Raw genomic sequence first — 12939 nt, 5'->3', positions numbered from 1 at the left:
CCGGAGCCGCCGCCCACATGTCCCTTCATCATACTAACAATGTCAAAGATCCAGCCAACACCAGAGAAAACCATGCCCTCCCCCCAATCCAAAAACCAGGGAGAAATCCAATCCTCTATGTCGGCAACCATACACAGCGCTAACTCACCGTCAGCACCGCGTCGGTGAAACGCCATATATGGGGCAGGTGCCGGACCGTCAAACCCTTTTTGCATTTTTGTTGCACAAATTTTGGATGATCTATTCAAGCCGTTGAAATGCCGACTTATTTCCAGAGACAGCGACTGTGCTTTTTCTGCAAGCCGATCGAGACAGGCAGGATCGGCGCGAAGAATTTTTCCGGCGCCGCCCCTCCTCCGCCACCCTTGATCCCACCCCGCAGAGGACGGCTTTCCCGCGCAGATCCTCGGCATTCCGGTTCGTTCAGGGGCCGGAGGAATCGATCGCGACGATTCGAATCCGGCCCGGCGATTCCCCTTTCGAAAGCGACTCAGGCGTTCTGGATATAATCGCGCATGGCGGCCGCCTCGGCCTCGATGCGGTCGATCCGGTATTTGACCAGATCGCCGATCGACACGAAGCCGGTCAGCTTTCCGCCCTCCACCACCGGCAGGTGGCGGATACGACGCTTGGTCATCAGCGACAGCGCGGTTATCACGGCGAGATCGGGACCGACCGTGACCACCTGGCTGGTCATCAGCTCGCGCACCGGCTTGTCGAGCGCCTCCGCCCCCCGTTGCGCCACGCAGCGCACGATATCCCTTTCCGACAGCATGCCGACGACCTCTCCGCCGTCGATCACCGGCAAACAGCCGATACGGCGCTCCGCCAGCAGCGCGGCGGCCTGTTGCAGGCTGGCATCCGGTCCGATGCTGATAACCTGCCCCTTGCCGTTGAGAATCGCCGCAATCGTCATAGTCCACCTCCGTTCTGTCGACTCCGGTCTGTGCCGGTGGGTTGATGCTCCCATGTTTCTGGGCCAAAAGAAAGAGATGGCACGCAAGACCGCCCTGGACGATCCCCGGATCGCCGCAGCCGCCTGGGCCCGCTTCCGCCGGTTGATGCGGTGGATGGCGTTGGGCGGGGTCGCCTGCGTGCTCGCCGTGCTGGGCGTGCTCTACTGGATGGATACGCCGATGCCGCTGCACATGGTCATCGCGACCAGCATCGGCGTGTGGTGCACCTTCATGCTGGGCACGGGCCTGATGTCGCTGCTCTTCCTGTCGAGCGGAACGGGGCATGACGAGCAGATCGAGGATCTGCTGAAGAAGGAGATCGAGCACGACGGGGAGGACTGAGCGGCGGCGATTCCGCCCCTGCCCTTCCCCGCGCAACGCCTATTGGCGGCGATAGACGACGTCGAGGTTCGCTTCGCCATTGGCAGGCACCGTCACCGACCAGAGCTTGCCGCCGTCCTTGTCCTTCAGCCTGCCCGGCGTGGCGAGGTCGAAGCCGTCCAGCCGGGGGATTGCGATCTCCACCGCCGCCCCGGCATTCGTCGCATTGGTCAGCACCAGGCGATAGCGCCTTTCCTTCTCCGTCGACGCCGTTACCGTCTGGCTCAGGCGGAGCTGGTCGGAAAGCCCGGCCGCGATCTCCACCTTCTCGCCGATGGCGCGGTCCTTCATGGTCGAGTCGGCGAGCAGGAGCTCATCGCTGCTCCGCCGCCGCATCACCGCGACGCTGCCCGAAGGCAGCGGCAGGCCGAGGCCGCCCTTCTCGCGATTGTCCATCCGCAGCATGCGGGCGAGCGGAACGGAGGCGGTTTCCTCGCGCCACGGCTCCAGCGCCCCGGCATGGAAGGAGGTGAACGGAACGCCCTCGCGCTGGATCATCGCCACCTGCTTCTGCCCATTGGGGAGAACATCGACCGGCACCGGCACGCGATAGAGCTTGAGGTCACCCAGTTCCTCCTGCGCGGCGATGACGGAGAAGCCCGCCTTTTCGGTGCGCCTTTGGGCGGTGACCAATATGTCCGCCGTCGCCGCCATCATCGGCGCGGGCGGTGGCGGTGGAGGAGGCGGCGGGCCGGGCCGCGTGCTGGTGCTGTCCATCGGCCAGCAGGACAGGCGCAGCACCGGCGGGGGCGGCCGCTCCACCAACGCGTCGAAATCGCTGCTGCGATTGGGCTGCCCCGCGACCGCCAGCAGCTGCGCCCGGTCGAACTGCGCGCCATTGCCGTTGGCGACGGTCAGCCAGGCGAACAGGTCCAGCGTCCGCCCGTCCTCCGCGATGGTCGCGACATAGCTCGCGCCCCAGTCGAAGCCGGTGGCGAGATAGGTCAGCGTCACCTCGGCCTCGGTGGCCTGCGGACTGCGGGTCTGGACGGAGAAGGTGGGCTTGGCCGAAAGCCCCTCCGGCACGCGGTCATAGACCAGCGTTTCGGGCAGGCCGGAGCAGCGCAGCGCCTCTATGCCCTGCGGCGTTTCCAGCACCACCGCATTGTCGGGGCCGGAGCGGATGATCGCGTCGGTTTCGGTCACCCTGCCGGTCGCCCGGTCGGTGCGGCGCAGATGCACGCGATTGCCGAGGCTGCCGTCGAGCAGCGAGGCGGGCGAGAGCAGGCGGGCGTCGCGGTTCTTCTCCTCGATTCCGCCGGGCAGGCCGGTAACGACCGCACTCACCGCGATCATGCCGTCGGCCACGCCTTCGAAGCGCACCACCGCATCGCCCGCGGGCAGGCTGACCCGCCGCTTCTCGGAAATCAGCGCATAGCCGCGCAGCCAGCGCAGGTTGAAGCGCCCCTCCTCCCGGTTCGTATCGCGATAGACGGTGACGGAGGAGGAGAGCGGCGCTTGCGACACGACGACAGCCTGCTGCGCCAGCGCCGATCCGGGCGCCAGCGCCAGCAGCGGCGCGAGCCAGAGGCGGCGGAGCACCCCGGCCCTCGTCAATAGCGGGTTTCGAAGGTGGCGGTCACGGTCGCTCGGCCGTTGGCCGGAACCGGCACATGCCAGGCCACCGCATCGGCGCTGCGCCGCTCGCTCTTCAGCGATTCGCTGGCGATACGGGTATCGGCCCACGCGAAATCGAGGCCCTGCTGCACCAGATCGACCGTCACCGCATCGGGCCGCGCGTTGGTCAGCTCATAGCGCATGGTCGTGCGCCATTTGCTGTCGCCCAGCTTCTGCCGCTGCTCGACCACCGGCTGCACCTTGACGTCGAACGCCTTGCCGGTGGCGAGCGCGAGCTGGCTGCCCATCGGCGTGTGGCCGAGCTGGTTTTCGCCGGTGAACTGCGGCGCGCCGCTCGCATCCTTCTGGTAGAAGCGCACCGTCCCGGCGGGCAGCGCGTCGCCCAGCCCGCCGCTGGCGGAGGTCGAGAAGCTGACGACGCTGTCGGCGCTCTGCGCCTCGGTGCTGGTCGTCAGCCAGCCATTCACATATTCATAGCCCGCCCGCGCCGGAACCCCCTGCACGTCGAGGAAGCTGACCTGCTTGGTCTGGTTGCTGGCGATGGTGGTGCGGTTGGCGATGGGGTAGAGATAGAAATCGCCCAGCTGCTCGCGCCCCGCCGTCTCGGTGCCGGGGTTGCGGATGGAGGTCGCCGCCATGCCCGGCGGCATCGGGCGGCGGGCATAGGGCGTCGCCTGCCGCTGGTTCACGCTGCCCGCGACCAGCAGGGTGTTGGCGTTGGTGTAGGTGGTGCCGCTGGTGTTGGTGAGCGTCACCCAGCCCTGCACATCGACCTTGCCCGCCTTCGCATCGAACAGCGCGACATAATCGGCGCTCCACGCCAGGCCCGGCGTCAGATAGCGGATCGAGGCGGGACGCGTGCCCGCCCGGTCGCTGTTCACCCGCACCGAAAGGGTCGGACGGGCGCGCAGATTGGCGGGCACCTTGTCGAAGATCACGCGGACCGGCAGCCCGTCGTCGCGCAGCACCTCTATCCGGTTGCCGATCTGGAGGACGACGCCGCCATTGACCGCCAGCACCTTCGCCTGCTCGCGCGTTTCGGCGCCGCTGGCCGGGTTGGTGCGCACGATCGTCACCACCTGCCCCACCGCCTTTTCCATCAGCGTGTCGGGGCTAAGCAGGTCATAGTCGAAATTCTGTTCGACGATCGCTGCGCCGGGGGCGGAGAAGGAGAGGGTTTCCGGACGGATCTGCGCCGACACGTCGGGAAATTCGATGCGGCTGACCCCGCCGGGAATGCTCAGTTGCCGCACATCCTGCACCAGCGCCAGATTGTCGTTGTAGATGGTGACGGAAACGTCGCCCTGCGCGGTCGGTTCGCCGGTCTGGGCCTGCGCCGCCTGCATGGCCCCCATCATGGCCCCTGCCATCGCCAAAGCCGACAGGCCGGCCATGGTGAAACGGGTTGCGGTGAAACGAGCTGCCATTCGCGGTCCTCCTTCGTTGACGGCACCCTATGGCGCGGCGCCGCGCCGGTCCAGCCCCTGTTGCGCGGCGCGGCCCCTTCATCGTCCAAAGCGGATGATCGCAAGATGAACGAAAAAGGCGAAGGGCGACCCGATGGAACCGGATCGCCCTTCGCCATGATGCTGTTCGAGAGGGAAGCGGGCTTATTCCGCCGCTTCGGCCGCCTTGGGCCGACGGCCGCGACGGCGCGGCGCGGGCTTGTCCTCGCCGCCTTCGTCACCGGCGTCGGCGCCATCGTCATTGTCCGCGCGCGAAATGGCCGGCGGCAGCACCGCGAGGTCGAGGCCCGGCGAGTCATCCTCCGCCTTGGACTGGCGGGGCTTGCGGGCGCGGGTCGCGCGCTTGGGCGCGGCCTCTTCCGCTTCGGCCACGGCAGGAGCTTCGGGAGCGGCGGCGGGCGCCTCGACGGCGTCCTCCCGCTTTTCCTCTCCGGCCTCGCTACGGCGGGCGATCACGATCTTCTCGGCGCGGCGCGGGCGGCGCCGATCACCCCGCTCTTCGCCCCGCTCCTCGCCATCGTCCTCGGCGTCCGGGCGCTGGCGATTGTCGGCGCGGTCGGGACGCGGCGGGCGCGCGCGATCCTGACGGCCCGCATTGCGGGCGCGGCGGTCGTCGCCTTCATTGCCGATATCGTCGACATCGCCGGGCAGGGACGCGACGGCCAGATCGTCGCCCAGCCCCTCGCCGTCACCGGCGTCATAATCCAGCGCCTCGTCATTGCGGCGATAGCGCGCCTGCTGCTCTTCCTGCCGCGAACGATTGTCCGCGATCACGCGGAAATAATGGTCCGCGAACTGGAGATAATATTCGGTGTTCACCCGGTCGCCGGCAAGCTGGGCATCGCGCGCCAGATTACGATATTTTTCGAGCAGCTGGGGCGCATTGCCACGGGCCCGGCTGTCAATCCGGTTGCCGTTGTCGCCGCCACGATTGCCACCGTTCTGGCGACCATTGTTCCGGCCGCGATTGCGACGGCCGGCCTGACGATTATTGATCAATGGTGGATCCTTGCCTTCAATGCCATCCTTAACGCACTGCACCCGGCGGGCGTGTAGCGCCGCACCGGCTCGAACCGGTTTCCGGTCCGGGCTTCCTTCTTGCACCAGACAGTCCGCAGCCGTCCGACGAGATGGGGAGCCGACATTGCCCGGACTGCATTGGCCGGGCATCGCCTTTCCCCCTCCTAGACTCTCCCGGCCGAGAAACCAAGAAAATTCGTGCGGATCCTCACATCCTTTTGTCGGCGGATCACCGGCGCAGCATCAGGCAGCGCGCCCGCCCGGCCAGATCGCGGCGCAGTTCCACCGCGAAACCATGGGCGGCGAACAGGGCCGTGGCGCTATCCCCTTGATCATGACCGATTTCTATCAGCGCCAGCCCATCCGGCGCCATCAGTCCGGCCAGCCCCGCCGCGATGTCGCGGCAGGCATCCAGCCCGTCCTCGCCGGAAAACAGCGCGAGATGCGGTTCATGATCGATCACGTCGCGCGGCAATTGCGCCCGCGTCGAAATATAGGGCGGGTTGGCGAGGATCAGGTCGAATCTCTCGACGATGCCGTCGCACCAGTTGCCGGGTCGCAGCTGCGCGCGCGCTTCCAGCCCGCAGCGCCGCGCATTGGCGCGCGCGACGGCCAGCGCCTGCGCGCTGATGTCGACGCCAAGGCCGGTCGCGGCGGGCCACTGGTCCAGCGCGGCGAGCAGCAGCGCGCCCGATCCGGTGCCGAGGTCGAGGATGCGCGACGGCCCCTCGCTCCCCGCATAATGCCCGACCGCCGCCTCGATCAGCGTCTCGCTGTCCGGCCGGGGGGTCAGCACATGGGGCGACACGGCGAGCGTCAGCGTCCAGAAATCGCGCGTGCCGACGATGTGCGACACCGGCTCGTGCGCGGCGCGGCGCTCGACCAGCACGGCGAATCCCTCCGGCGCCTCCATGTCGCGCAGGCGCAGCAGCAGCTCGCCGCGGGACAGGCCCGCCGCATGGGCCATCAGCACCTCGGCGTCGAGTCGCGCGGTGTCGCTGACGGGACCGAGCCGTTCCGCCGCCGCGCGCAGCGCCTCGGCAGCCTTCACGCCGCGCCGTCCAGCTGCGCCAGCCGCGCCGCCTGATCCTCGGCGATGAGGGCGGAGATCACCTCATCGAGCGCGGGGCCTTCCAATATCTCCGGCAGGCGGTGCAGCGTCAGGTTGATGCGGTGGTCGGTGACGCGCCCCTGCGGGAAATTATAGGTGCGGATACGTTCCGACCGGTCGCCCGATCCGACCATCGCCTTGCGCGCGCCCGCCTGCTCGCTCTGCGCCCGCTCGCGCTCCAGCTCATAGAGGCGCGTGCGCAGCACCTTCATCGCCTTGGCCTTGTTCTTGTGCTGGGAGCGCTCGTCCTGCTGGGTGACGACGATGCCGCTGGGCAGGTGGGTGATGCGAACCGCGCTGTCGGTGGTGTTCACATGCTGGCCGCCCGCGCCCGACGCGCGATAGATGTCGATCTTGAGGTCGGCGTCGTTGATCGCGACGTCGACATCCTCGGCCTCCGGCAGCACCGCCACCGTCGCCGCGCTGGTGTGGATGCGCCCGCCGCTCTCGGTGACGGGCACGCGCTGCACCCGGTGCACGCCGCTCTCGAACTTCAGCTTCGCGAACACGCCCACGCCATTGACGCTGGCGATCACCTCCTTGAAGCCGCCCGCCTCGGACGCGCTGGCGGAAATCATCTCCATCTTCCAGCCCTGGCTGTCGGCATAGCGCTGATACATGCGATAGAGGTCGCCCGCGAACAACGCCGCCTCGTCCCCGCCCGTCCCGGCGCGGATTTCCAGCATCGCCGGGCGCGCATCCGCCGCATCCCTGGGCAGAAGCTGCAACGCCAGCGCATGCTCGGCCTCCGGCAGCCGCGCGCGGATCGCCTGCGCCTCCTCCTGCGCCAGCGCCCGCATCTCGGCATCGGCCTCGCCGCCCGACAGCATCGCGTCGAGATCGGCGGCCTCCTTTTGCAGTGAGGACAGCGCGCGCGCCGCCTTCACCACCGGCTCCAGCTCGGCATATTCCTTGGACAGGCGCACGAACTCGTCGGGCGCGAGATCGGGCCGGGCCATCGCCGCCTCGGCTTCCTCATAGCGCCGCTCGATCTGCGCGATCCTTGTGGGGGAAATGCGCATCAACCCGCCTGCCGGACCGCCGCCTCGACCCGCGCCGCAATCTCGCCCTCGCCGCGCACATTGAGGTGGGGGGCGCCGTCGCGCTGGCCGATGGAGACGAGCGCATGGGCCGGGATCTTCGCCGCCTTGTCGAAGCGCTTGCGCGGCGATCCGCTGGCGACCAGCTCGGCCGACAGCCCGGCCTCGCGCAGCGCGCGCAGCGAGGCGAGCGCCCGCGCCACCTGCGCGTCGTCCTCCAGCGCGATCACCGCGTCGATCCTGTGCTCGCCGCCCGCGTCGAGCAGCATCGCCAGCCGCTCGATACCCGCCGCCCAGCCGACCGCCGGGGTCGCCGGGCCGCCCATATTCTCGATGAGGCCGTCATAGCGCCCGCCGCCCAGCACCGTGCCCTGCGCGCCCAACCGGTCGGTGATGAACTCGAACGCGGTGTGGCGATAATAATCGAGCCCGCGCACCAGCCGCGCATTGCGCGTCCACGCGACGCCCGCCGCCGCGAGGCCATCCGTCACCTTTTCGAAAAAGTCCGCCGCCTCGTCGGTCAGATAGTCATCGATCCCCGGCGCGGTCGCGACCACCGCCTGATCGCCCGCATCCTTGCTGTCGAGGATACGCAGCGGGTTGCGGGCGAGCCGCTCCACGCTGTCCTCGGAAAGCGCCTCCCGGTGCGCCTCGAAATGCGCGACCAGTGCGTCGCGCCACGCATCGCGGCTCGCCGCGTCGCCCAGCGTGTTGAGCGTCAGCGTCACGCCCTCGGCCACGCCCAGTTCGCGCAGCAGATGGTCGGCGAAGCAGAGCAGCTCCACATCGGCCAGCGGCTCGCCCGCACCGATCACCTCGGCATCGATCTGGTGGAACTGGCGATAACGGCCCTTTTGCGGGCGCTCATAGCGGAACAGCGGGCCATGGGTGGCCACCTTCAAGGGCGCATATTGCTGCCACCCCTCGGTGATATAGGCGCGCGCGATCCCGGCGGTGAATTCCGGGCGCAGCGTCACGCTGTCGCCGCCGCGATCCTCGAACGTGTACATTTCCTTCGACACCACATCGGTGCTTTCGCCGAGCGAGCGCGCGAACACCGCCGTCGCCTCGAACACCGGCACTTCGGCGCGGCGGAAGCCGTAGAGCTTCCTCACGCGCTCGAACACATCGACCACATGGGCGAAGCGATCCGCCAGATTGTCGGGCGTGCCGCCCAGCATGTCCTGCGTGCCCCGGATCGGCCGGGGAGTCTGTATCCTGCTCATGCGCGCCCTCTACCGATTTTTGCCGCCCAAGGGAACATGCGATGATCGCGACGAGTTGTGCGGTTCCGGGGGTGGACGGAAGGATGTTCACCGGCCATGGTGATGGCCTGCTCTGCCGGGCATCCCGTCGAGAACATAAATCCAGTCGAGAAGATAATCAGAGAACAATAAGGGGCCATCGATCCATGCACCGTTCCTTCCTTCTTCCCCTGCTGCTTTCCACCGCCGCCTTTGCCTCCCCCGCCCTCCATGCCCAGAACGCGCCGCAGACCGCCGCGACCCGGAACAGCGCGCCGGTGATGCAGCCCATCGTCGATACCGTGCCCGCGCCGCGCGACATTCCCTATCCCGGCACGATGAGCCTGACGGTGGACGCCAGCGACACGATGCAGAATATCTGGCGCGTGCGGCAGGTGATCCCGGTCGCTTCCGCCGGGCCGCTGACGCTGCTCTATCCCGAATGGCTGCCCGGCAAACATGGGCCGCGCGGGCAGATCGACAAGCTGGCGGGCCTCGTCATCACCGCCAACGGCAAGGATATCGGCTGGACCCGCGACCCGCTCGACGTCTACGCCTTCCACGTGAACGTGCCGCAGGGCGCGCGGGAGATCGTCGCGGAGTTCCAGTTCCTCAACCCCACCGCCGCCAATCAGGGCCGCATCGCCGTCACCCCGTCGATGCTGAACCTTCAGTTCGAAACCGTCTCGCTCTATCCGGCGGGCTATTATGCGCGGCGGATTCCGGTGCAGGCGACCGTCACCTATCCGCAGGGGTGGACCGCCTTCACCGCGCTGCGCGGCAAGCAGAGCGGCGCGGCCGTCCGCTATGACCCGACCGATTACGAGACGCTGATCGATTCGCCGGTCTTTGCGGGCCGCCACGCGAAGGCGATCGACCTCGGCAACGAGGTGAAGCTCAACATGGTCGCCGACAATCCGGCGGAGCTGGCCGCGACGCCGGAACAGATCGCGCTGCACCGGAAGATGGTGGACGAGGCGCTGGCTTTGTTCGGCGCCAGGCATTTCGACTATTACGACTTCCTGCTGGCGATCACCAGCGAGCTGGGCGGCATCGGGCTGGAGCATCATCGCAGCTCCGAAAACGCGGTCGATCCCGGCTATTTCACCCGCTGGAACGACGGGCCGGGCGACCGCAACCTGCTGCCGCACGAATTCGTCCACAGCTGGAACGGCAAGTTCCGCCGCCCCGAACTGCTGTGGACGCCCGACTATCGCACGCCGATGCAGGACACGCTGCTCTGGGTCTATGAAGGACAGACGCAATTCTGGGGCTATGTGCTGGGCGCCCGGTCGGGCCTCTACACCAAGGAGCAGACGCTCGACGCGCTCGCCTCCATCGCGGCGCGGCTGGATACGGCGAAGGGGCGGCAATGGCGGCCGATGGTCGACACCACGCTCGACCCGATCATCTCCGCCCGCCGCCCCAAGGGCTGGGCCAGCTGGCAGCGGTCGGAGGATTATTACAACGAAGGCCTGCTGATGTGGCTGGAGGCCGACGCGATCATCCGCCGCAACAGCCAGGGCGCGCGCGGCCTCGACGATTTCGCCCGCGCCTTCTTCGGCGTCCGCCCCGGCGACTGGGGGCAGCTGACCTACAGCCGGCAGGACGTGATCGACACCCTGAACAGCGTCCAGCCCTATGACTGGGCGGCCTTCTTCGCCGCCCATGTCGACCGCCCCACGCTGGAAGCGCCCAAGGCCGGGTTCGACATGGGGGGCTATACCTTGGTCTATGGCGACACCCCCAACAGCACGACGCGGGAGGTCGAGAAGAACCTGAAGGGCGTCGACCAGAGCTATGGCGTCGGCCTCGTGGTGAAGAATGAAGGCGAGATCACCGGCGTGATATGGGACAGCGCGGCCTTCAAGGCCGGATTGGCCGTCGGCATGAGCATCGTCGCGATCAACGGCGCGGAATTTTCCGGCGAGCAGTTCCGGGCCGCGCTGATGCAGGCCAGGGCGACCGGAAAGCCGATGGAGCTGGTCGTCCGGCAGGGCAAGCTCTACCGCAATATTAGTCTCGATTATTCGCTCGGCTTGCGCTATCCGCGCCTCCGCAAAACAGGAGAGGGAGAGGGCAGCCTCGACAGGCTGCTCCAACCGAAAACATAATCGCCGGAACGCAACCAGAGCTAAAGTCAGGGATTTCATGAATATTGATCTTATCCCGGTAGGGGACAACCCGCCGCACAGCCTCAACGTCATCATCGAGGTGCCGGTCGGCGGCGAGCCGGTGAAATATGAATTCGACAAGGCGTCGGGCGCGCTGTTCGTGGACCGCATCCTCCATACGCCGATGCGCTATCCCGCCAATTACGGCTTCGTGCCGCACACCCTGTCGCCCGACGGCGACCCGCTCGACGCGCTGGTCGTCGCGCGCTCCTCGTTCATGCCGGGCTGCGTCGTGCGCGCCCGCCCGATCGCGGTGCTGAACCTTGAGGACGAGCATGGCGGCGACGAAAAGCTGGTCTGCGTGCCGGTGGATTCGACCTTTCCCTATTATTCCGACGTGAAGGAAAAGGACGACCTGCCCGAAATCGTGTTCGCGCAGATCGAGCATTTCTTCACCCACTATAAGGACCTCGAAAAGGAAAAGTGGGTCCGCATCGGCAAATGGGGCGGCGCGGAAGAAGCGGCGCAGATCGTGCTTGAGGCGATCGAGCGCTATCAGGAAAGCAAGAAATAAGTCCACGGCCTTGGTTCTGACGAAAAAGGCGCGGCCGCCGGAAGGGGCCGCGCCTTTTTCGTTGGGTGCCACGCCCGCGGATGGGACCCATTGGATAGACGATTCCTGCTGTTCCTGCCCTTTCCATCGCGTCATGCCAGCGCAGGCTGGCATCTCAGGAGGGTAGCGCGCGACATCGCCTGCGACCCCAGCTTGCGCCGGGATGACGATTAGGAGGGAGAGTCTGCCCAATCCAAAACCGCATCAGGCGCAACAGGTCAGGCATGGAAAGGAAACCTGACACTCCCGCCCGCACCCATGTAAAGCTTCCTTTACAAGGAGGCCGTCATGATCCATTCACGCCGCTATATTTTCGAACTGGGCGGAGCGATGCTGCTCTATGGGGCGATGCTGCTGGGCGCCAATGCGCTGGCGCGGGCGGTTCAGCCGGAAGGGCTGCCGCGCCTCATCATCAATCTGGCGCCGATGATCGGCGCGGGCGCCGTCGCCTGGGCGATCTTGCGCGGGCTCTGGCGCATGGACGAGTTGCAGCGCCGTATCCAGCTCGACGCGATCGCCCTCTCCTTCCTCGGCACCGCGCTGCTCACCTTCGGCTGGGGCTTCGCCGAAGGGGCGGGCCTGCCGCATCTGCGCGCCTTCGCGGTGTGGCCGCTGATGGCAGTGCTGTGGGTGCTGGGCCTTATCGTCGCGCAGCGCCGCTACCGATGAACAACCGCATCCGCGACCTGCGCGCCGAGCGCGGCTGGAGCCAGGGAGCGCTCGCCGAGGCCCTCTCCGTTTCCCGCCAGACGATAAACGCGATCGAAAACGGCCGCTACGACCCCAGCCTGCCCCTCGCCTTCGCGATCGCGGCGCTGTTCGGGCTCAAGATAGAGGAGATTTTCCAGCCCTGAGGCGGCGCCTTGCCCTAGCCCCGGCCGCGATAGCCCGCCACGCCCTGATCGGGCACCCACACATCCGCCGGGGCCGCGCCCGATTGCCAGAACACGTCGATGGGAATGCCGCCGCGCGGATACCAGTAGCCGCCGATGCGCAGCCACAGCGGTTGCATTTCCTCGAACAGGCGCTGGCCGATGCCGACGGTGCAATCCTCGTGAAAGGCCGCATGATTGCGGAAGGAACCGAGGAACAGCTTCAGCGACTTGGATTCGACGATGGTGTCGCCGGGCACATAGTCGATCACCAGATGCGCGAAATCCGGCTGGCCGGTCACCGGGCAGAGCGAGGTGAATTCCGGCGCGGCGAAGCGCACCAGATAGCGGGTGCCCGCGCGCGGGTTGGGAACATAATCGAGCACCGCTTCCGCCGGGGAGGCAGGCAGCGCGCTGGTCTGGCCGAGATGAAGTGGGGTCATGGCCCGCCTATAGGCGATAAGCGGGCCGGAGCAAAGGGTGGCGGGGAGGGAGGCGAGCTTCAATCCTCCCCGGCACGGGGAGGGGAGGAATGGCAGCTAAC

At 67.3% G+C, this 12939-nt stretch carries 14 protein-coding genes; 5 read left to right on the top strand and 9 right to left on the bottom strand.

The features are described 5' to 3' along the window. A partial coding sequence (locus tag GGR43_RS09490; RefSeq protein ID WP_188071723.1) for a hypothetical protein occupies positions 1-413 on the bottom strand: 413 nt, incomplete at its 3' end. A gap of 77 nt (positions 414-490) precedes the next feature. Next, on the bottom strand, positions 491-916 hold the full coding sequence (locus tag GGR43_RS09485; RefSeq protein WP_188071722.1) for a CBS domain-containing protein: 426 nt from the start codon (positions 914-916) through the stop codon (positions 491-493). 76 nt (positions 917-992) lie between these two features. Here GGR43_RS09485 and GGR43_RS09480 point away from each other — a divergent pair, with 76 nt between their 5' ends. Then, positions 993-1298 carry a hypothetical protein gene (locus tag GGR43_RS09480; RefSeq protein ID WP_188071721.1) on the top strand — a complete coding sequence of 102 codons (306 nt, stop codon included), beginning with the start codon at positions 993-995 and terminating at the stop codon, positions 1296-1298. A 39-nt stretch (positions 1299-1337) separates the two neighbouring features. On the opposite strand, the gene GGR43_RS09475 is transcribed toward GGR43_RS09480, so the two are convergent. From GGR43_RS09475 to hisS, 6 genes are all read right to left on the bottom strand, one after another. Continuing rightward, complete coding sequence (locus tag GGR43_RS09475; protein ID WP_188071720.1) at positions 1338-2879, bottom strand: DUF4139 domain-containing protein; 1542 nt, start codon at positions 2877-2879, stop codon at positions 1338-1340. Between the two features lie 11 nt (positions 2880-2890). Next, entirely contained in the window at positions 2891-4342 is a 1452-nt protein-coding gene (locus tag GGR43_RS09470; protein ID WP_425502180.1) for a DUF4139 domain-containing protein, read from the bottom strand. Between the two features lie 183 nt (positions 4343-4525). After that, on the bottom strand, positions 4526-5380 hold the full coding sequence (locus GGR43_RS09465) for a DUF4167 domain-containing protein (protein ID WP_188071719.1): 855 nt from the start codon (positions 5378-5380) through the stop codon (positions 4526-4528). A gap of 250 nt (positions 5381-5630) precedes the next feature. Next, positions 5631-6452 (bottom strand): peptide chain release factor N(5)-glutamine methyltransferase, encoded by an 822-nt coding sequence (gene prmC, locus GGR43_RS09460; RefSeq protein ID WP_188071718.1) that lies wholly within the window; start codon positions 6450-6452, stop codon positions 5631-5633. Continuing rightward, entirely contained in the window at positions 6449-7534 is a 1086-nt protein-coding gene (prfA, locus tag GGR43_RS09455; protein WP_425502179.1) for a peptide chain release factor 1, read from the bottom strand. The genes prmC and prfA overlap by 4 nt, the downstream gene beginning before the upstream one ends. Further along, entirely contained in the window at positions 7534-8778 is a 1245-nt protein-coding gene (gene hisS, locus GGR43_RS09450) for a histidine--tRNA ligase (RefSeq protein ID WP_188071716.1), read from the bottom strand. Before hisS ends, prfA begins: the two co-directional genes overlap by 1 nt. 185 nt (positions 8779-8963) lie before the next feature. On the opposite strand from hisS, the gene GGR43_RS09445 reads away from it, so the two are divergent. From GGR43_RS09445 to GGR43_RS09430, 4 genes are all read left to right on the top strand, one after another. After that, a complete protein-coding gene (locus tag GGR43_RS09445) occupies positions 8964-10910 on the top strand; it encodes a M61 family metallopeptidase (protein ID WP_188071715.1) in 1947 nt (648 codons plus the stop codon). A 37-nt stretch (positions 10911-10947) separates the two neighbouring features. Then, positions 10948-11484 carry an inorganic diphosphatase gene (gene ppa, locus GGR43_RS09440; protein WP_188071714.1) on the top strand — a complete coding sequence of 179 codons (537 nt, stop codon included), beginning with the start codon at positions 10948-10950 and terminating at the stop codon, positions 11482-11484. Positions 11485-11811: 327 nt separating this feature from the next. Then, positions 11812-12192, top strand: a complete 381-nt coding sequence (locus tag GGR43_RS09435) for a hypothetical protein (RefSeq protein ID WP_188071713.1) — start codon at positions 11812-11814, stop codon at positions 12190-12192. Next, entirely contained in the window at positions 12189-12377 is a 189-nt protein-coding gene (locus GGR43_RS09430; RefSeq protein ID WP_188071712.1) for a helix-turn-helix transcriptional regulator, read from the top strand. The genes GGR43_RS09435 and GGR43_RS09430 overlap by 4 nt, the downstream gene beginning before the upstream one ends. 14 nt (positions 12378-12391) lie before the next feature. Here GGR43_RS09430 and queF read toward each other — a convergent pair whose 3' ends face one another. Continuing rightward, positions 12392-12838: a preQ(1) synthase gene (gene queF, locus GGR43_RS09425; RefSeq protein ID WP_188071711.1), complete on the bottom strand. Its 447-nt coding sequence runs from the start codon at positions 12836-12838 to the stop codon at positions 12392-12394. Positions 12839-12939 lie beyond the last annotated feature (101 nt).

Origin of the sequence: Sphingobium jiangsuense, assembly GCF_014196495.1 — a bacterium.
GTDB classification, from domain to species: Bacteria; Pseudomonadota; Alphaproteobacteria; order Sphingomonadales; family Sphingomonadaceae; genus Sphingobium; species Sphingobium jiangsuense.
This window is presented reverse-complemented; position numbering and strand designations above follow the sequence as displayed.

Coding starts and splice junctions, on each gene's coding strand:
- GGR43_RS09485 (WP_188071722.1), bottom strand. CDS start 916: ATGACGATTGCGGCGATTCTCAACGGCAAGGGGCAGGTTATCAGCATC.
- GGR43_RS09480 (WP_188071721.1), top strand. CDS start 993: ATGGCACGCAAGACCGCCCTGGACGATCCCCGGATCGCCGCAGCCGCC.
- GGR43_RS09470 (WP_425502180.1), bottom strand. CDS start 4,342: ATGGCAGCTCGTTTCACCGCAACCCGTTTCACCATGGCCGGCCTGTCG.
- prfA (WP_425502179.1), bottom strand. CDS start 7,534: ATGCGCATTTCCCCCACAAGGATCGCGCAGATCGAGCGGCGCTATGAG.
- hisS (WP_188071716.1), bottom strand. CDS start 8,778: ATGAGCAGGATACAGACTCCCCGGCCGATCCGGGGCACGCAGGACATG.
- GGR43_RS09445 (WP_188071715.1), top strand. CDS start 8,964: ATGCACCGTTCCTTCCTTCTTCCCCTGCTGCTTTCCACCGCCGCCTTT.
- ppa (WP_188071714.1), top strand. CDS start 10,948: ATGAATATTGATCTTATCCCGGTAGGGGACAACCCGCCGCACAGCCTC.
- GGR43_RS09435 (WP_188071713.1), top strand. CDS start 11,812: ATGATCCATTCACGCCGCTATATTTTCGAACTGGGCGGAGCGATGCTG.
- GGR43_RS09430 (WP_188071712.1), top strand. CDS start 12,189: ATGAACAACCGCATCCGCGACCTGCGCGCCGAGCGCGGCTGGAGCCAG.
- queF (WP_188071711.1), bottom strand. CDS start 12,838: ATGACCCCACTTCATCTCGGCCAGACCAGCGCGCTGCCTGCCTCCCCG.